Genomic DNA, 17,195 nt, shown 5'->3' with positions numbered 1-17,195 from the left:
GCGAGTCGTCCTGTGCCCCCTCATGTGCCTGATGTGTCGTCAGGTAAGTCAGCATCTGATCAGCATCAGTCCCCGCACATTCCGAGACGGTTGTCCGAACAGGCGATTGGCCGGCGGCGTCACAGCAGCCTGGCTCGCACGGAAGCGCAGGCCGGGAGCCATCTCTCCGGAGTGAACCGATGTTCTTCGAGATCTTCGAGTCCGACGCGCGCCAGTGTAGAGTGAAGAACGCCCTTGACCTGCAGAAAGCTGGCAGGGAGCCGTCTTCCAGGAGTCCCAAATGCTGCGTACTCTGTTCAAGGCCAAGATCTAGCATGCGGGCGTTTGTGCGGTTCAGAGGCGTAGCGGGGCCGCTCAGGTCAGCAAATGGTCAGCATCGGGTGCGAGGGCGTCCTGGCTTGCTGACCTGGTGACCGCCGCGGCGCGGTGCCTGGAAGCGCAGATGCCCGGCTCCCGCTCGGAAGGTGCGTCACGTGGCTCGTCAGCTCGCCCGCGGTATGGGGTCGTTCTTCAAGGACTGCGGCTGTGCCAGGTCGGCCCGGTGCCCGCATCCGTACACGATCCGTTTCCGCAACGGTCTGGGGAAGCAGGTTGAGGAGGGCGGGTTCGGCACGCAGGATGACGCGATTGAACGCTTGACGCAGGTCTATGCGGAGAAGAAGTGCACGGTGACCGTGTGCCGGGGGTGTTGCTGCGGCACGGCCAAGGTTCCCGGCACCGATCACTCCGCCCAACTCGCCATGCCCAGGGCCGAACTGGGGGCGGTGGCCCAGGTCCGGGCGGTGAACTGTCTCGACGCGTGCGAGCAGGCCAACGTCATCGTCGTACAGCCGTCTTCGCCCGGGCGGGCCGCAGGCGGGCGGCCGGTCTCGCTGGGCCTGGTCAACGACCCTGACGTGACGGGCGACATCGTGGCGTGGGTGCGTTCCGGCGGGCCGGGCCTCGCCGAACCGCCGGACGTTGTAGGCCTGTACGAGTTCGGCCCGTCCCGACGCGTACGACGGACCGTCGAGGGCTGAGAAGCACACGGCTGTCGTTGTCAGTGGATCGCGCCCAGAGCGATCACGGCCGCTGGAGACCCGCAGTCGCGTTGCGCCGGCCGGCCAGGCGGTATGTCAGCAGCCGTGGGAGTGTGAGAACTGGGCGGCGAACGCGGACGTCCGCCGCTCGGGCGGGGCCAAGCGGTGGATGAGCACGCGTGTGTGCTCCGCCGCAAGGGTGCCGCCTCTTCGGCGTGCGCGGTGCCTGGTGGGCGGAGCCAGAGTTCGGAACGACAACAGGGGCTCCGTTGAGATTGGACAGCCCGGGATCGGGGATGGTCCGGCCGCGGGCGATCCCCCAGTCCGGCAGGGCCGGGAACCTGCTCGGCCTCGTCCTTCGTGCGGGGGCGAGCACGACGTGATTGGTCTCCAACGCTTCTTCCCCGAGGCTGTGGATGCACTTCGAGTACCACGACGCCAACCACTGTTGGAAGCGGTTTTCTCCAATGCGATATGTGGAGGGAGCCCATCGGGGACCCACACCAAGCCCTGGGCGGTCAGTACTGGGGATCCGCCCGGCGTCCCACGCGCTCCCGGGCAGGACTTCGCTCCGGAAGCCGGCTATGTCGGCTCAATCGATGTCACGCATGCCGAGGCGCAGGTGCTCGATGTGGTGGACGGCCTGGTCGAGGAGCGCGGCGACGTGGTTGTCGTAGAGGGTGTGGACGATGCGGCGCCCGTCGCGCCGGCCGGTGTCCAGGCCCAGGGTGCTCAGCAGGCGCAGCTGGTGGGAGACGGCGGACTGTTCCATGCCGACGGCGGCGGCGAGGTCGCCGACGGAGCATGGCGCGTGCCGCAGGGTGGTGAGGATCAGTAGCCGGGAGGGGGCGGCCAGGGCCTGGATCGTGGCAGCGACGGACGTCGCGGTGGTTTCATCAAGGCGGGCGGCCGCGATGATGCCGCGGCCGCCCGTGGCTCGCAGGGATTCACCGGCGTGCACGGGCCCGTGCCTCTCGGGGCGGCGAAACCGATCCACACGGCGCGGGCTCCGGCACGGCGGCCGGCGGTGGAGGGCTGGACGACGATGATGCTGCCCTGGTCGCAGGGGCCAGGGCAGTCCATCGTGCGGACGGCGAGCTGCCGGCCCGAGCCGACGGCTGCGGCGCGTAGCCGGTCGAGTTGTCAGTTGTGGTCGGTGTCAGGGTGCTTGCGCGGGTTGCCGCTGCAGATCCACTTGCCGGTCGGTGCGCCAGCCAATGCCAGGTGCGAGCCGACGTAGGGGTAGGTGGCCACCGGCTTGCGGGTGTGCCGTTCTTGGCAGCGAACGGCCCCGTGCGCTGCCACGGCCAGACGCCTCCCCTGCCGCATCCAGGCCAGGTCGGTGACGGTTGACGCGGCGGACTCGGTCCGCCACAACTCGGCGCCGTCCGTGTCCAGGGCGAGCGCGTGGCGGCCGGAGGCGACCGCCACCCGTTCGTGATCGGCCCACGCTGCTGCTGCCGACCAGGCACCGGACTCGCGCACGGTCGTATGCCCGTCCTTGCGCCACAAGAGATTACCCCATCGGGCCGGAGACCGTCAAGTTACCTGCACCCGCGGCGAGTTCGGTACGCAGCGCCCCGTCGGGCAGGTCGAGTGCCCGCATCTCGGCACCCATCGAGGCGTCGAGCACCTTGACGGTGCCCTCGGCGCCGGCGGCCAGGTCGTCGCGCGCTGTGAGTGTCACCGGGGCGTCGTCGGTGGTGATGCGGGCCATCGAGCCGTCGCTGTCTGAGGAACCGCGGGCCGGGGCGCATCATCACCGGCCGCTCCGGTGCCGGATGAACGGTCGTCTCCGTGTCTGTTTCGCCCGTGTCGTTGGAGGAGCCGTTGCCCCTTCCGTTGCCGGGTTGGACGGCGTTCGGGCTCTCATCGGAGCCCGCACGAGCTGTACCCGCACTGCGTGCGCACGTCCACCGACGGCGGACGGGTCCACGTGCACGCGGACAGCTTCGCATCGTTGCCGTAGGCGCACCCCACCGACGCCGCCGTCCCGATGCGGACCACGTGTTGGTCCAGCGTGCCAGGGCCGCGCCGACGGGCGGTGACTCCCTCGCCATCGACGCGTACGCGTTCGCCGAGGGGCTCGTCGCGGCAGACCCCGCGCGCGCCCACACGTCCCGTCACCGACCCACGGGATCACCGTCGGCACCGTCGTTCCGGGCGCGTAGTGTCAGGTGGCCGCCGTGATGCAGCGGTGTGCTCAGCCGCGGACGCGCCGCCTCGTGGCCGGTCTCCGCGTCGAAGATGTGCACCTCGCCGTGGCCGCCCCGGGTGACGGCGATCCAGTCGGAGCCCGGTGAGGCGGCCACCGCGCGACGTTGGACGCCCTCCCAGGGGGTGCCGCCGCGACGTGGAGCACCGTCCATACCGGGCAGGAGGCAGCGGCGGGCGGCGCCGTCGGCGCCGAGCAGGACCAACTCGTCGCCGTCGGGATGGACACGGGTGAAGGCGGTGTGGCGCCGGGCGAGGGCCAGCCGGAAGACGAGCCCGGCACCGAGGTCCGTGAGCAGCGTCCGGCCGGTTCCCAGCTCGTGGTGCCATGCCTGGTTGGTCCACTCCGGCCAGCGCAGCGGGTCCGGGTCACCGCCGCGCAGCGTGGTCCACAGTGCCTGACGCCGGGTGTCGAGCCGGAGGTACCAGCCCCGGGCGGGCGATCCCCACGGAATGACCGCCTCGGCAGCGAGGATGTCGCCCTTTCTGCGGGCCCGGTGCACTCCCTGGCTCGTGGCCGCGAACACCTGCTCCGAGCCGGGTGCCTGTGCGTCCCCGTGTCCGTCGTCCGGCAGCGGCAGGAGCGCGTGAGGCGTGACCAGGGGACAGCCAGGCGGAGCCGCGAGGAGGTCGGCGAACCGGTGGACGGCCAGCGCCCCGGGCTCCCGGTGCCGCAGTACGACCAGAGGGTCGGTCTCGCCCAGCACGGTTACGCCCGGTTCGCCGACGCGCGTCCGCACCCGTGCGGCCTCTCCGGTGGCCAGGTCGAGGACCGTCAGCAGGTCCGACCACGGTTCGCTGTTCTTGCCGAGGCCGGTGGTGACGGCCAGTCGGCGGCCGGACGGGTCGCAGGCGAGGTGCTCGGCCGGCACGGCGACCGGAACCGCGCGTTCCACGAGTTCCTCGGCGTAGGGGTTGAGCACCAGCAGTTCCCCGCGGCGGTCGTCGACGCAGGCCACCCGCCCACCCGGCAGCGCCAGGAATCCGGCGTGCTCCGAAAGGTGACGGCCGGTGAGGCGTCCTGCTACGGCACCGTCGGGCACGGTCAGCAGGTGTACGGCTCCGGCCACATGGTCGGAGACGAGCAGGGCGGGTGTGGCAGCGGGCATGAGTCCTCCAGAAACCGATCTAGTGAAAACGATTATCATGTATCTTCAGTGCGTTTCCGGTACCTGAAAAAGAAGCGAGGGCATCGATGCTGCGCTCACCGTCGAGATTCGTTCGCAGTTGGCTCACCGCAGCGGCGGTGGGTTCGCTCCTGGTCGGCTGCGGCTCGTCCTCCGAAGAGTCCGCGAACGACAAGGCCAAGCCCGCGGCGAAGACGGAGGTGACCGTCGAACCCATCAAGGCGTCGACGGAGTTGACCGACACCAACGGCGTCAGGATCTCCTTGCAGAAGGAGCCCGAGCGGATCGTCTGCCTGTTCGCACTGTGCGACGACATCCTGACCGAACTGGGCATCGTCCCGACGGCCACCAACAGCGCGGTGCTCACCCACCCGGACTTCCTGGGGGAGGGGAAGGCCAAGGAGGTGGACATCATCCCCGGCGGCTTCATCGCCCCGGAGGTGGAGGCGATCCTCTCCCACAAGCCCGATCTCGTGATCGGCCTCGGGGACACCCACGGCAAGCTCGCCCCGGCGCTGAAGGGAGCGACCACGTTCTGGGCCATGCAGCCCGAGACGTGGCAGGACAGCGTGGGCTACCTGCGCGACACCGCCGCGCTCACCGGCCGCACCGCCCAGGGGGAGAAGGCGGAGAGGATCTTCCGGACGAAGCTCGCCGCCGCCGAGAAGACCCCGAGCGACAAGACCGCGCTCATCATCTACGGCAGTGACGAGAACTTCGGCGTCGCGACGCCCGAAGGTGACGTGGCCGCCAGCCTGTTCCCCAAGATCGCCGACTACCCGTGGGAGTCCCGCGGTGTGGAGGGCAGTTACAGTCTCGAAGAGATCCTCGCCAAGGACGTCGACGTGCTGTTCGTCGAGACGCTGAGCTTCGGCGACGCGGAGGGCGAACTGTCCGAGAAGCTTGCCGGAAACCCGCTCTGGGGCAAGATTCCCGCAGTGAAGAACGGTGACGTCCACGAGGTGAACTCAGAGGTGTGGGCCAAGGGGCGCGGCACCCGTTCGCTGGGCATCGTGCTCGACGAGGCCACGGCCGCGCTGCGGTGAGGACGTCCCTTCCGGTGCCCGCCGTAGCCGATCGCCCCGCGGCGGGCGGAGAGCGGCCGTTGCGCGGTGCGCGGAGGTGGCAACCGCTTCTGGTGGTCGTGTTGCTGGCTGTCTTCTCGGTCTGCGCGCTCAGCCTCGGTACCCCCTACGTCCCCCCGTACCGGCTGGTCGCCGCTGTGCTGGAGGGGGACACCACCCTCGCCGGGATCGTCGTGAGTGAACTCCGCGTGCCCCGGCTGCTGCTGGCGTTGGTCGCCGGAGCCTGCCTGGGGGCGGCCGGGCTGGTGCTCCAGGAGGCGCTGCGCAATCCGCTGGCGGTGCCGGAGATGCTGGGTGTGTCGTCCGGGGCCGCGCTGGGGGTGGCCGCACCGCTGGTGCTGGCCTTCTCGCTGCCCGCCGCCGTCCAGCCTCTGCTGGCCATCGGCGGGGCAGCCCTGGGTGGCGGGCTCACGTTGCTCGTCGCCGGGATCGGCCGCAGTCCGTCCGCCGTGCTGCTGACCGGTGCGGCGGTGGCGGCCGCGTTGCAGGCCGCGCTGCTCGTGCTGATGGTCATGGCCGACCAGTTGGACCTCCAGCTGATCTACCGCTACCTGCTCGGCTCCCTCTCCGCCCGGACGTGGGACGACGTGACGGGCCTGTGGCCGTGGCTGCTCGTCGCGGTGCCCGCACTCGTGCTGTGCGCGCCGGTGCTGTCCGTGCTGCGGCTGGGCGACGAGGACGCGGAGGCACTCGGTGTGAGAGCTCAGCGCGCCCGGCTGGCAGCGCTGGCCGTCGCCGTGGTGCTGATCGCTCCGGTGACGGCCGTGTGCGGGCCCGTCGCCTGGGTGGGTTTCCTCGCCCCGCATCTGAGCCGCTGGTTCGATCCCGCGGCGGGAGCGGTGCGCTGGCTCCCCTGGTCCGCGGCCTGGGGCGCTGTCGTCGTGGTGGTCGCCGATGTTCCGGCCCGGCTGGTGTTGGCACCCGTGGAGACGCCTGCCGGTGCGTGGACGGCCCTGCTGGGGGTGCCGGCCGGCGTCGCACTGATGCGGTCGGGTGGCCGTCGCCGGGCGGCGGCCTGGCGCACCCCGGCCGCTTCGGCCGGGGTGCGCGAGCAGCTGTCCGGGCCGCGGAGGACGGCTTCGGGTGTGGCGGACGAAGTACCTCCCGCCGGGGCACCGCATCACGCTCACCGGGGCGAACCCGGGCCTGGCGGTCCGACCTCGCCGCCTCTCGGGACGATCAGAACGGAGGACGTACGGTGACCCGGCGTTTCACGGCCCTCGCGGCACTGGCCGTCATATGCGCCGCAGCGGAGGTGGTGGCCGGGCGCGGCATGTCCCCGGGGGTGGTCTGGGACGTCCTCAACGGTGGCGGTGACGCGACGGAACGCCACATCGTGTTCCAACTGCGTCTGCCGAGGCTGTTGGTGGCCCTCGGCGCGGGCGCCTGTCTGGCCGTGGCGGGGCTGGTCCTGCAGTCCGCCCTGCGTAATCCCCTGGCCGGGCCGGAGGTGACGGGCGTGACCCCGGGGGCGGTGCTCGGCGCCGTCACCGCGACCGCCCTGGGGCTCGCCGGGTGGGATTCGCCCCTGGCCGTGGTCCTCGCCGCCTGCGCGGGCGGGTGCGCCGGAGCAGCGCTGCTGTGGCTGCTTGCCGGCCGCGGTCGCGGAGATCCCGCGCAGACCGCCGTGCACGGGGTGCTGGTGTCGTCGGTGCTCGGCGGGCTCACCGCCATGGTGCTGCTCGTGGAGCCGGGTGAGCTCGGCAGCGTCGTGCAGTGGCTGGTGGGCACTACGGAGGGCCGGGTGTGGGAGCACTGGCACCTGCTGTGGCCGTGGGCGCTCCTCTGGGGGACAGCTGCCTGGCTGCTGGCCGGGCCGTTGACCCTGCTGCGCTGCGGGGACGACATCGCCCTCGCCGCCGGTCTCTCCGCCCGCCGGGCCCGGACCCTGGCCCTGATATGCGCGGTGGCCCTGACCGCCGGCGCCGTGGCTGCCGTCGGCGCGCTGGGCTTCATCGGGTTGCTCGTCCCGCATCTGGCCGTGGCCGTCTTCGGTGCGGACCTGCGCCGGAGCCTTCCCGGCGCCGCCCTGACAGGCGCGGTTGTGGTGTGCGGGGCCGACGCGACCGCGCAGTTGTCCTCGCGGCTACTGGCGACGGCGCTCGACTCCGGACGGCTCACGGTGCCGGTCGGGGCGCTCACCGCCTGCCTCGGCGCCGCGCTGCTGCTGCTCGTCGTGCGCCGCACGCCGAGCCGTACGTTCTGACGTCGAATTGAGGACAGAGCATGATCGAGTCCGTGGGGATCCACGTCGAGGGGGTCCACTTCGGCTACCCCGGACGGCCCGTGCTGCGGGGCGTCGACCTGACCGTCCGGCCGGGCGAACTGACCGCCCTGATCGGCCTGAACGGCTGCGGCAAGTCGACCCTGCTGCGGCTGGCCGCCGGGCTGCTGCACCCCGACGAAGGGCGCGTGCTGCTCGGCGAGGACGACGTCACGCGGCTTTCAAGACGCGCCACGGCCCAGAGGGCAGCCTTGCTGCACCAGTCGGCTCCGGCCGTGCCGGGCATGACAGTGCGTCATCTCGTCCGTCAGGGGCGGTATGCGGCACGTGGCCCGCTGGGCATGCTGCGCGAGGGCGACGACCCCGTCGTGCGCCGGGCGCTGCGTGATGTCGGGGTGGAGGACTGGGCCGACCGTGACGTCGACGCGCTGTCCGGCGGCGAGCGGCAACGTGTCCGGCTCGCGATGGCGCTCGCGCAGGACACCCAGGTCCTGCTGCTCGACGAGCCGACCACGTACCTGGATCTGCACCACCAGCTCGACGTACTGCAGACCGTGGTACGTCTGCGCGAGGAACGCGGGCTCACGGTGGTGATGGTGCTGCACGACCTGGCCCACGCAGCCCGGTTCGCCGAGCGGATCGTCGCCCTGCGGGAGGGCCGTGTGGTGGCCGACGGAGCGCCGAAGCGGGTCGTCACGCCGGGGTTGCTGGCGGAGGTGCTGCAGGTGGCAGGCCGGGTCGGTGAGGATCCGGAAGGGGGATGGCCTGTGTGTTACCCAGATCACCCCATCGCGGCTCTAGAATATGAAAATCAGATTCATTAGAGTGAGGTCACGGCGCTCATCCGAACGCCGTATCTCCCTGCTGATGAAGGAGAGTTCATGGACAACGAGCAGGTCTTCGCGCCGATCGCCGACCCGGGTCAGCTGGCTCACGACTCGGCCTCCCACTCCAACGCACTCGTCGAGAACCCCTTCGAGGACACCGAGGAGTAAGCGAGGGCCTGGCCACCCTCGACCGTGGGCCCGCCCGATGCCTTCCGGGCGGGCCCACGCCCGTCCCCGCTCCCGTCGACAGGAGGAACACCGTGTCCCGTAGCCGACTCGTCCCCGGTGTCGAGGTCGTCGCCGTGCCAGGGCGAGGGCTTGCCGTCCGCACCCCCGCGGGGGAGTTCTTCAGTGTCAGGACAGGAAACGTCGACGAGGACGCCTTGCTCTCCCTGCTCACCGGGGGGACCACAGCCCTGGTGGACGAGGGGATGGACCGCGTGATCCGGGCGTTCGAAGAAGCCGGTTATCTGGCGGAAGGGCCGTTGGGCCCGGAGTGGCCCGCCGCTCGCCAGGATGTCAGGATCCTCGGCGACCCGGTCCTGACCGAACCGCTCGCCGTGCAACTGGCCGCCCTGGGCGCGCGGCCCCGTACGACTCCGGCCGTGACCGCCTCCGGCAGCTCACCGGTGGGCATCGAGGACCTGCTCGACGGAAACCCCTCCGCGGTCGTCTGGTGCCTGGACGGACCCGTGCCGGACGGCTTGTGGGACGCCGCCGACCGGCTGCCGGAGCACGGTGTCGCGTGGCTGCGCTGCCACCGCGAGGGCTGGCAGGTGTACGTCGAGCCGGTGGCCGCCGCTCCCGGGGACGTCACCTCGGCGCACGTCCGGTCCCGCCGGCTCGCCGCCACGCCCGCTCACCGCGAGCTGGCCGCGTACTGGAGCGGACCGCGTACCTCCGGCGCGCCGGTCCGGTTCGCCGCGCCCGCCGCCATGCTGCTCGCGGCGCTGCTCGCGGACGATCTCGGCCAGTGGGCCACCGGCGCCCCCGACGCGGCCGGCCTCCCGGCCCGGCGCCGACTGCGACGGGTGGACCTGCGCACGCTGACCCTCACCGAGCACCCCGTGCTGCCGGTGCCCGACGTCGCCCCGATGCCGAAGAAGGACGGATGACGGCGTTCAGCACGGCCGTGGAGAAACTCGCCACCTACGTCCTGCTCCCAACCGGTGACGGCCGCTTCCCGACCGTCCTGATCCGCACCCCCTACGACCGGACCCGGCACGAGGCCGAGGCGCGCGGCTGGGCCCGCCGCGGGTTCGCCGCCGTCGTTCAGGACGTGCGGGGGCGGTTCGCGTCGCCGGGGGAGTGGCACCCGTACGCGCACGAGACCGCGGACGGAACAGCGGCCGTCCGCTGGATCCGGCAACAGCCGTGGAGCGATGGGCGGCTGGTGGCCGCCGGCGCCTCCTACGCCGCCCACTGCGCCCTCGTCCTCGCCCTCGACGCGCCCGGGGACGCCCGGCCGGACGCCGTCATCGCGGCCGTGCCCGCCCTCGGCCCGGCGGAGACAGCCCGCGAGGCGTCCGGCGTGGAACGGCTGTTCTCCCGCGCCGGATGGTGGGCCGCCCACGGCGACCGGCGCGACTCCGACGAAAGCGCGCTGAACAAGGCCCTCGCCGAGGACCCCGGCCTGCTCGCCCACCTGCCGTTGACCGCTCTGCCCGAGCGGCTGGGACGCGCCCTGCCCTCGTGGGCGGGGTTGTGGCGCCGGCCCGACCGCGGGCACATCGTGGCGCGGGCGGCGCACGCCGGGCCGCCCCTGCTCGCGGTGGGCGGCCACCACGACCACTTCACCGAGGAGACCGTCGCTCTGTGGCGCGCCTGGGGCGGATCCTCGGCGCGTCTGCTGCTCGGCCCCTGGGGGCACCCGCTGACCGCCGCTCCGGGGCCGGACGCGGGACCCGCCCACCGGCTGAACCTCGGCGAGCTGTACGTGCGCTGGGCCCGCCGCGCCCTGACCGGCGACCTCGCCCCCGGCCGCCACGGCGCACTGGCGCTCGGCTGCGCCGGCCTATGGCTGCCCGCCAACACCGAGGGAGTACCGCGTGCCCACCGCACGCGCCTGCTGTACGGTTCCGCCTTCACCGCCGACCCCGCCCGGCCCGTTCGGTCCGACGACCTGACCGTCCCCGCCGATGGCCCGCCCGACCGCTGCCTGCTGGTCACACCGCCGTCGCCGCGTCCGCTCGACCTCGTCGGCCCCGTCAGTGTGCGGCTGCGGGCCATCGCCCACACACCGTCCGCCGACTGGGCCGCCAGGCTCGTCGCACTCCCACCGGACGGCACCGCCGAGCGGCTCGCCGTCGGTATCGTCCGGCGTGCCGAACCGGCCGGCCGGGAAGCCGCGTTCACCGTCGGACTCGGCCGGCTCGCACGTCGGCTCCGGGCCGGTACCCGGCTGCGCCTGGAGATCGCCGGACACCACTTCCCGGCCCACGCCCGCAACCCCCACACCGGGGACGACCCGATGACGGCCGCACAGCTGCTCGCCTCCCGGCGGAAGGTCGACCCGGACAGCGTGGTGCTGAACCTGCCCGTCCTCCCGTCCCGTCCCGCCCCCACCGACCCCGCCGAGGAGATCCTGCGATGACGGCTCTGCCGCTGGAAGCGCTCGTCGACCCCGTCTGCGGAATCGTCCGCAAGGTCAAGCCCGTCGAGCACCCCGCGGGCGCCCCGCCCCGCTACACCGCGCTCACGGCCGAGGTGTCCGACGCCCGCAGACACGGCCTGTGGCCCGCCGACCGGGTCTCCCTCGGCACCACCTTCGGCGACCCCGAGCAGGCCCGTGTCGCCGCGATAGCCGAGGGGATGGAGCGCTACTGCGGCAACCGCGTTCCGCCGCCCGGCCACCCGGACGCACCCCTGCGCGCCACCGCCGCCGAACTGGCGGACAAGGGCCTGCGCCTGTACGGCCCGGCCGATCTGCCCGCCTACGCACCCTGGCAGTACGCCCGCGCGAAGTTCCCCTACCGCCCGCTCACCGCCGACACCCCCGCGCTGTGGACACGAGGAACCGAACGACTGCCCGACGGGACCGACGCCGAGGTCTGGGCACCCGTCTCGCTCACCCACCTCAACTGGCGCCAAGGCGGCCTGCGTGAGCTGCCCCGCACCCACCACCTCAACTACGCCGGGATCGCCACCGGACAGGGCCTCGACGACGCTGTCGAGCGCGGCCTGATGGAGATCGTCGAGCGCGACGCCCTGGAACTGTGGTGGCACCTGGACGGCCCGACCCGGGGCATCGACCCGGCGAGCGTGCCCGGCCTCGCCGACGACCTCGCCGGCTCCGCGCTCGACGTCCACATCGTCGAGATGCCCTCGGAGTTCGCCCCCTGCATGGCCGCGCTCGTCCACGATCCGCGCCTCGGCCTGTACGCCGCCGGGTTCGCCTGCAAGTACGATCCGGCCGAGGCCGCCCGCAAAGCCGTCCTGGAAGCCGTCCACACCTGGGTTTTCACCCAGGGCCTGACCGACCCCGACGGCTGGGTGTTCCAGGCCGTCGAGGCCGGGCTGCTCGCCCGCGGGCTGTACCTGGAGCACCGGGCCGACGGCCGCTACCTCGGCGTGTGCGGCGAGCAGTTCGAGCACGTGCGGGACCTGGGAGCACACGTGCAGGTGTGGCTTGACGAGCGGATGGCGGTCGAGGCCCGGAGGTTCACCGAGCCTGCGCTCGGGACGGTATCCGTCGCAGAGGTCGAGCCGGGCGGTCGGGAGCGGCTGGAGAGCACGCTGCGCGGGGGCGGTCACCGTGTCATGACCTTCGATCTCACCACCGAGGACGTGGCGGAGACCGCGCTGCGCGTCGCCCGGGTCCTCGTCTCCGGACTGCTGCCCAACGCGCCCGCCGCCTTCGGCTACTTCGGCTGCCCGCGCCTTGCCGAGGCCGCCGTCGCGCGCGGATGGCGCGTGACCGCGCCGAGCGCGCCGGAGGATTTCACGCTGGCACCTCCGCCGCACATGTGAGGACCGCTGTGGAAGACCACCGCGAGGACCCGCCGACGGGCCTCGTCGCCGCCCTCGCCCGGGCCCGCTCCCCGGAGCGCCCCGGCCCCGACACACCCGCCGGAGCACCCGTCCGGGCCTGGGCGGGCTCGCCGCGCCCGATCCCGGAGGCCGGCCCCGCGAACCTCGACCTGCGGACTCTGCTGCGTCTTTCCCTGGCGGCCTCGGACACCTCCGGACGCCTCAGGCCCACCCCCTCCGCCGGTGCGCTGCACCCGGTGGACACCGAACTGGTCGTGGGCACCGGCTGCTCCCTGCCGCCCGGCCGCTACGGCTACGACCCGCTGCGCCACCGCGTCCACCACGTCGGCCCGCCCGTCGACGGCACGCCGCCGGGCGTGACCGCCGCACTCTCCGTCACCGCACAGCGCACGGTGTCCCACTACGGCCATCGGGCCTGGCCTCTCCTGCTGCTGGACACCGGGCACGCCGCCGCGGCGTTGCTCCTGGCGGCCCGCGTCCTGGGCGTGGGCGAATCCGACGTACGGATGGACGGACGCGCCGAGAACCCCCTGGCCGTCGTACGCATCCCACCGCCCGACGGGCGGAGCCCGAGGCGCCCTGCAGAGACTGAGGACCCGCCCACCCCGGCCGACCTGCTGGCGCGCCGCAGTACCCCGCCACCGTTGCCGGGCCTCCCACCCCGCGATGCACTGCGGGCAGTCCTGGCGACCGCCGAACGGGCCGGGGGCGGTGGCCTGTTGCGCTGGAGCGCCGCGGTCGGCCCGCCTCGGCCCGGCCTCATGGAACTGACCCCCGAGGGCACGACCCTGCGGCGCTACGCGTCCGGCGAGGCCCGTCCGACGCTCGCGGCCTGGGCCGCGGGCCAGGCGTGGCTCGCGGACGCCGGCGCCGCACTGCTCGCCCACGGCTGCCCCACGGACGCCGACACCGCGCACATCCGCCGCGCCCACCTGCGAGCCGGCTTCGCCGTCCACCTGGCCCATGTCGCAGCCCTGCGCCACGGGCTGGCGGCCCGGCCCGTCGGCTCCTGGCAGCAGGCGGATCTCGGCGCCGCCCTCGGCGCCGCGCCGGGCCGTGACTGGGTCGTGCACGCCCTGGCCCTCGGCACCCGCCACGCCGACGAGGAGAACTCCACATGATCGTCCACCCCGAGCTGCGCCGCGCCGCACGGCGCGCACGGCGTCCCCTGCTCGCGGCCGCCCTCTTGCAGGGAGCCGTCACCCTCACCCACCTGACGCAGGCCGTGCTGCTGGCCCTCGCGCTCGCCGGCCTGGCCCGCGGTGACACCGGCCAACTCCCGTGGCTGCTGGCCGCGGTGCTCGCCGTCGTCACCGGCCGCGCCGGTCTCGCCGTGTGGCAGCGGCGCACCGCCACCCGCGCCGGGGCCCGGGTCAGGGTGGCACTGCGCGACGAACTCCTCGCCCACCTGGGCCGGCTGGGGCCCGCGTACCTGACCACAGCGCGGGCGGGAGCCGTCCGCACCACCCTGGTCGAGGGGGTGGAAGGGGTCGACGCCTACGTCTCCCGCTACCTGCCCCAGCTCCTGGTCACCCTCGCGGTACCACCCCTGGTCCTCGCCGTCCTCGCCGTGGTCGAACCCCGTGCCCTCCTCGGACTCGTCCCCGCCCTGCTCCTGGCCCTGCTGGGCCCGCGCGCCTGGGACCGGCTCCTCGCCACCCGCGGAAAGGAGCATTGGGACACCTACGAAGGACTGGGCGCCGACTACCTGGAGGCCCTCCAGGGCATGCCCGCCCTGCGCGCCGCGGGCGCCGTCGGACGTACCCGCGCACGCCTGGAGGAGCGGTCCGCGGCCCTGCACCGCGCGACCGTCGCCAAACTGCGTGTGTCCCTGGTCGACACCGGCATCACCGACCTCGCCATTCAGGGCGGCACCGCCGCCGCAGCGCTCCTGGCGTGCTGGTCGGCCGTCACCGGATCCACCACCGCGGCCGGCACCTATCTGGTGCTGCTGCTGGCCTCCGAGTGTTTCCGCCCGGTCCGCGACCTCGCCCGGGAATGGCACGCCGGCTACCTGGGGGTGTCGGCCGCCGACGGGCTGGCGGCCCTGCGCTCGGCCGAGCCGGCGGTCCCCGACACCGCAACGGCGCCCGCGCACTGGCACACTCCGCCCGAACTCCGTTTTCACAAAGTCCGGTTCACCTACGACGGTGCTCCCGCACCCGCCCTGGACGGTGTCTCCTTCACCGCGCGAGCGGGACGGACCACCGCGATCGTCGGGCCGTCCGGCGCGGGCAAGTCGACCCTGCTGGCCCTGCTCCTGCGCCATCACGACCCGAAGGAAGGGCGGATCACCCTCGACGGGCGCCCCACGACCGAGTGCGCGCTCGACTCGCTGCGGCAGGGCATCGCCGTGGTCTCGCAGGAGACGTACCTGTTCCATGCCACCATCGCCGACAACCTGCGTCTTGCGCGGCCCAGCGCCACTGACGACGAGCTCACCCGGACGGCGCGCGCTGCCGGGATCCACGACGAGATCGCCGCCCTCCCGGACGGCTACGCCACAGTCCTCGGCGAACGGGGCGCCACGCTCTCCGGCGGTCAGCGACAGCGGCTCGCCCTCGCCCGGGCCCTGCTGTCCGACGCCCCGGTCCTCGTTCTCGACGAGGCCACCAGCGCGGTCGACGAGCGGCGCGAGGCGGACATTGTTCGGGAGCTGCTGAAGGCGGTCGGCGGGCGGACCGTCCTGGTGGTCGCCCACCGGCTCGCGGCCGTGCGGCACGCCGACCAGATCGTCGTCCTCGACGCGGGACAGGTGGACGCCGTCGGCGACCACACTGGCCTGGTCGAGGCCGGCGGCGTCTACACCCGGCTCGTCGAGGCCGGCCGCGTCCACCGAGGGGAACTCGCCGCATGAGCACCGTCACCGGTCCCGCCGCCACCGGGGCGGACGTCCCCGCGCGGGGCGCGCTGCGGGCCCTGCTGCCCGCCCTCGCGGCACACCGCGCCATGACGGCCCGCACCTGTGCCGCCGCGCTCCTCGAACAGGGCTCCCTCGTCGCGCTGGTGACCCTGGCCGCGCACACCGTGGGCACCGCCGTCATCGAAGGGCGCGCACCCGCGGCCGGCACCGTCTCCGCGCTCGTCGCCCTCGTTCTCGTACGGGCCCTGACGACCTGGCGGGAGATGGACCTCTCGCACGACCTGGCCTACCGGGTGCTGGCCGCACTGCGGGTCCGTGTTTTCGACGGACTGGCCCGCAGCGCGCCCGCCCGGGTCGCGGGCCGGCGCAGCGGCGACCTCGCCGCCACCGCCATGGCCGACGTGGAGGCGCTGGAGTTCTTCTACGCCCACACCACCGCCCAGCTGCTCGCGGCGGGAACGGTCTTCACCGGCGGATCGGTGCTTCTGGCCCTGGTGGAGCCGTGGCTGCCGGTGGCCGTGCTGCCGGTCGCGGCCCTGCTTGCCGCGGCGCCCTTCGCCGACGCCCGCGCACGCACGGTACGCGGCGGCCGCACCCGCACGGCCGTGGCCGCGTTGTCGGCCGACACGGTGGAGACCGCCGACGGGCTGCGCGAACTGCTTGCCTTCGGTGCTCTGGCCGGACGCCGCCGCAAGCTGGCGGAGCGGGGGCGGCAGGTGGGCGACGCCCAGCGTGCCGAGGCCACCTGGGAGGCCGTCGCCGCCGCCGTCCGCGACCTCCTCATCGTGGTCGCGGTCCTCGGCGTGGTCGCCGCGGCGGCGCATTCCGTGACCTCCGGACGGCTGCACGGCGCGTGGGTCCCGGCCGCGATGGCGCTGGCCCTGTCCGTCCTCGGCCCGGTCGCGGAGTCGGCCCGCGCCCTGAGCCAGGCCGTGGCCCTTCGCGCCGCCGCCGCTCGCGTCGACGCGGCCGTCAAGGCCCCCGCCCTCGCCCCGCCGCCCACCGCACCACGTCCCCTGCCTCCCGGACCACTGGGCGTCCGGCTGCACCGAGTGAGGTTCGACTACGGCGGCGGGCCCGTGCTGGACGGCGTGGACCTCACCGTCCACCCCGGCCGGACACTCGCCCTCGTCGGCGCTTCCGGCGCCGGCAAGTCCACCTGTGCCCACCTGCTGGCCCGCTTCTGGGACCCGTCCGCCGGTGAGGTCCAGCTGCTGCCCGCCGACGGCGAGCCCGTGGACGTGAGGGAGGTGGACGACGCGGAACTGCGGCGGGCGGTGGTCCTGGTGGGACAGGACACCCCCCTCTTCCACGGCACCCTCGCCGAGAACCTGCGGCTCGCCGTGCCCGAGGCCGACGACCGGGTGCTGGCCGAGGCGGCACGGCTGTACGGCGTCGACCGGATCGCGCCCCTGGACACGCCCGTCGGTGAGCGGGGCGCCACGCTGTCCGGCGGTCAGCGGGCCCGCATCGCCCTGGCCCGCGCGCTGCTGGCCGGACCGCGCGTCCTCGTGCTCGACGAGTCCACCGCCCACCTGGACAACACCGGCGACGCCGAACTCGCCACCGTGCTGCAGGAGGAGAGCCGCACGACGATCTTCATCGCCCACCGCCCGGCCACCATCCGCCGCGCCGACCGCATCGCAGTCCTGGAGGGCGGCCTCATCACGGAAGAGGGAACCTGGGAGGAACTCACAAGCCGCCCCGGCAGCGCGCTCAACCGCATCCTCAGCACCACCCCCTCCTGAGCACGGGACTTCGCCCCGGGAGCCGGACCAGTGACGCTTAGGGGCGGGTGTACCTGGAAACGACTACTCCCGAACGATCGTCGCGTCGGCGGTCGGCC

The 17,195-nt window shown here is 73.4% G+C and carries 16 protein-coding genes; 12 read left to right on the top strand and 4 right to left on the bottom strand.

The window, feature by feature from the left end; translation table 11 throughout:
* Positions 1-626: 626 nt before the first annotated feature.
* Positions 627-1,019, top strand: a complete 393-nt coding sequence (locus ACTWJ9_RS01300) for a (2Fe-2S) ferredoxin domain-containing protein (RefSeq protein WP_387037653.1) — start codon at positions 627-629, stop codon at positions 1,017-1,019.
* Between the two features lie 592 nt (positions 1,020-1,611).
* Here the strand turns inward: ACTWJ9_RS01300 and ACTWJ9_RS01295 are convergent.
* The 4 genes from ACTWJ9_RS01295 to ACTWJ9_RS01280 all read right to left on the bottom strand — a co-directional run bounded on the left by ACTWJ9_RS01295 (position 1,612) and on the right by ACTWJ9_RS01280 (position 4,342).
* Positions 1,612-1,980 (bottom strand): ArsR/SmtB family transcription factor, encoded by a 369-nt coding sequence (locus ACTWJ9_RS01295; RefSeq protein WP_388708790.1) that lies wholly within the window; start codon positions 1,978-1,980, stop codon positions 1,612-1,614.
* Positions 1,981-2,162: 182 nt separating this feature from the next.
* A complete protein-coding gene (locus ACTWJ9_RS01290; RefSeq protein WP_387037625.1) occupies positions 2,163-2,504 on the bottom strand; it encodes a hypothetical protein in 342 nt (113 codons plus the stop codon).
* A gap of 31 nt (positions 2,505-2,535) precedes the next feature.
* A complete protein-coding gene (locus ACTWJ9_RS01285) occupies positions 2,536-2,736 on the bottom strand; it encodes a hypothetical protein (protein WP_279332178.1) in 201 nt (66 codons plus the stop codon).
* A gap of 406 nt (positions 2,737-3,142) precedes the next feature.
* Positions 3,143-4,342: a hypothetical protein gene (locus ACTWJ9_RS01280; RefSeq protein WP_279332176.1), complete on the bottom strand. Its 1,200-nt coding sequence runs from the start codon at positions 4,340-4,342 to the stop codon at positions 3,143-3,145.
* 86 nt (positions 4,343-4,428) lie between these two features.
* Between ACTWJ9_RS01280 and ACTWJ9_RS01275 the strand changes: the two genes are divergently transcribed.
* The 11 genes from ACTWJ9_RS01275 (at position 4,429) to ACTWJ9_RS01225 (ending at position 17,097) form a co-directional block, all read left to right on the top strand.
* Positions 4,429-5,406 (top strand): ABC transporter substrate-binding protein, encoded by a 978-nt coding sequence (locus tag ACTWJ9_RS01275; RefSeq protein WP_279332174.1) that lies wholly within the window; start codon positions 4,429-4,431, stop codon positions 5,404-5,406.
* A 92-nt stretch (positions 5,407-5,498) separates the two neighbouring features.
* Positions 5,499-6,647, top strand: coding sequence for a FecCD family ABC transporter permease (locus ACTWJ9_RS01270; RefSeq protein WP_279332172.1), 1,149 nt, complete (start codon positions 5,499-5,501; stop codon positions 6,645-6,647).
* Entirely contained in the window at positions 6,644-7,651 is a 1,008-nt protein-coding gene (locus tag ACTWJ9_RS01265; protein WP_279332170.1) for a FecCD family ABC transporter permease, read from the top strand. The genes ACTWJ9_RS01270 and ACTWJ9_RS01265 overlap by 4 nt, the downstream gene beginning before the upstream one ends.
* Before the next feature lie 20 nt (positions 7,652-7,671).
* Entirely contained in the window at positions 7,672-8,493 is an 822-nt protein-coding gene (locus ACTWJ9_RS01260) for an ABC transporter ATP-binding protein (protein ID WP_279332168.1), read from the top strand.
* Positions 8,494-8,550: 57 nt separating this feature from the next.
* Positions 8,551-8,664, top strand: coding sequence for a streptamidine family RiPP (gene amiA, locus ACTWJ9_RS01255; protein ID WP_241270818.1), 114 nt, complete (start codon positions 8,551-8,553; stop codon positions 8,662-8,664).
* A 92-nt stretch (positions 8,665-8,756) separates the two neighbouring features.
* Positions 8,757-9,611 (top strand): hypothetical protein, encoded by an 855-nt coding sequence (locus tag ACTWJ9_RS01250; protein WP_387037633.1) that lies wholly within the window; start codon positions 8,757-8,759, stop codon positions 9,609-9,611.
* Positions 9,608-11,089, top strand: a complete 1,482-nt coding sequence (locus ACTWJ9_RS01245) for a CocE/NonD family hydrolase (protein WP_279332160.1) — start codon at positions 9,608-9,610, stop codon at positions 11,087-11,089. The genes ACTWJ9_RS01250 and ACTWJ9_RS01245 overlap by 4 nt, the downstream gene beginning before the upstream one ends.
* Positions 11,086-12,465 (top strand): YcaO-like family protein, encoded by a 1,380-nt coding sequence (locus ACTWJ9_RS01240; protein ID WP_279332158.1) that lies wholly within the window; start codon positions 11,086-11,088, stop codon positions 12,463-12,465. Before ACTWJ9_RS01245 ends, ACTWJ9_RS01240 begins: the two co-directional genes overlap by 4 nt.
* Before the next feature lie 8 nt (positions 12,466-12,473).
* Complete coding sequence (locus ACTWJ9_RS01235; protein WP_279332157.1) at positions 12,474-13,607, top strand: SagB/ThcOx family dehydrogenase; 1,134 nt, start codon at positions 12,474-12,476, stop codon at positions 13,605-13,607.
* On the top strand, positions 13,604-15,343 hold the full coding sequence (locus ACTWJ9_RS01230) for an ABC transporter ATP-binding protein/permease (protein WP_387037637.1): 1,740 nt from the start codon (positions 13,604-13,606) through the stop codon (positions 15,341-15,343). The genes ACTWJ9_RS01235 and ACTWJ9_RS01230 overlap by 4 nt, the downstream gene beginning before the upstream one ends.
* Positions 15,340-17,097 carry an ABC transporter ATP-binding protein gene (locus tag ACTWJ9_RS01225; RefSeq protein ID WP_443295051.1) on the top strand — a complete coding sequence of 586 codons (1,758 nt, stop codon included), beginning with the start codon at positions 15,340-15,342 and terminating at the stop codon, positions 17,095-17,097. Before ACTWJ9_RS01230 ends, ACTWJ9_RS01225 begins: the two co-directional genes overlap by 4 nt.
* The last annotated feature ends 98 nt before the right edge of the window (positions 17,098-17,195 follow it).

It is taken from the genome of Streptomyces sp. GDS52, from assembly GCF_052246875.1.
Taxonomy (GTDB): Bacteria; Actinomycetota; Actinomycetes; order Streptomycetales; family Streptomycetaceae; genus Streptomyces; species Streptomyces cathayae.
Note: the sequence above shows the minus strand (reverse complement) of the source record. Positions and strands in the feature narration are given on the sequence as shown.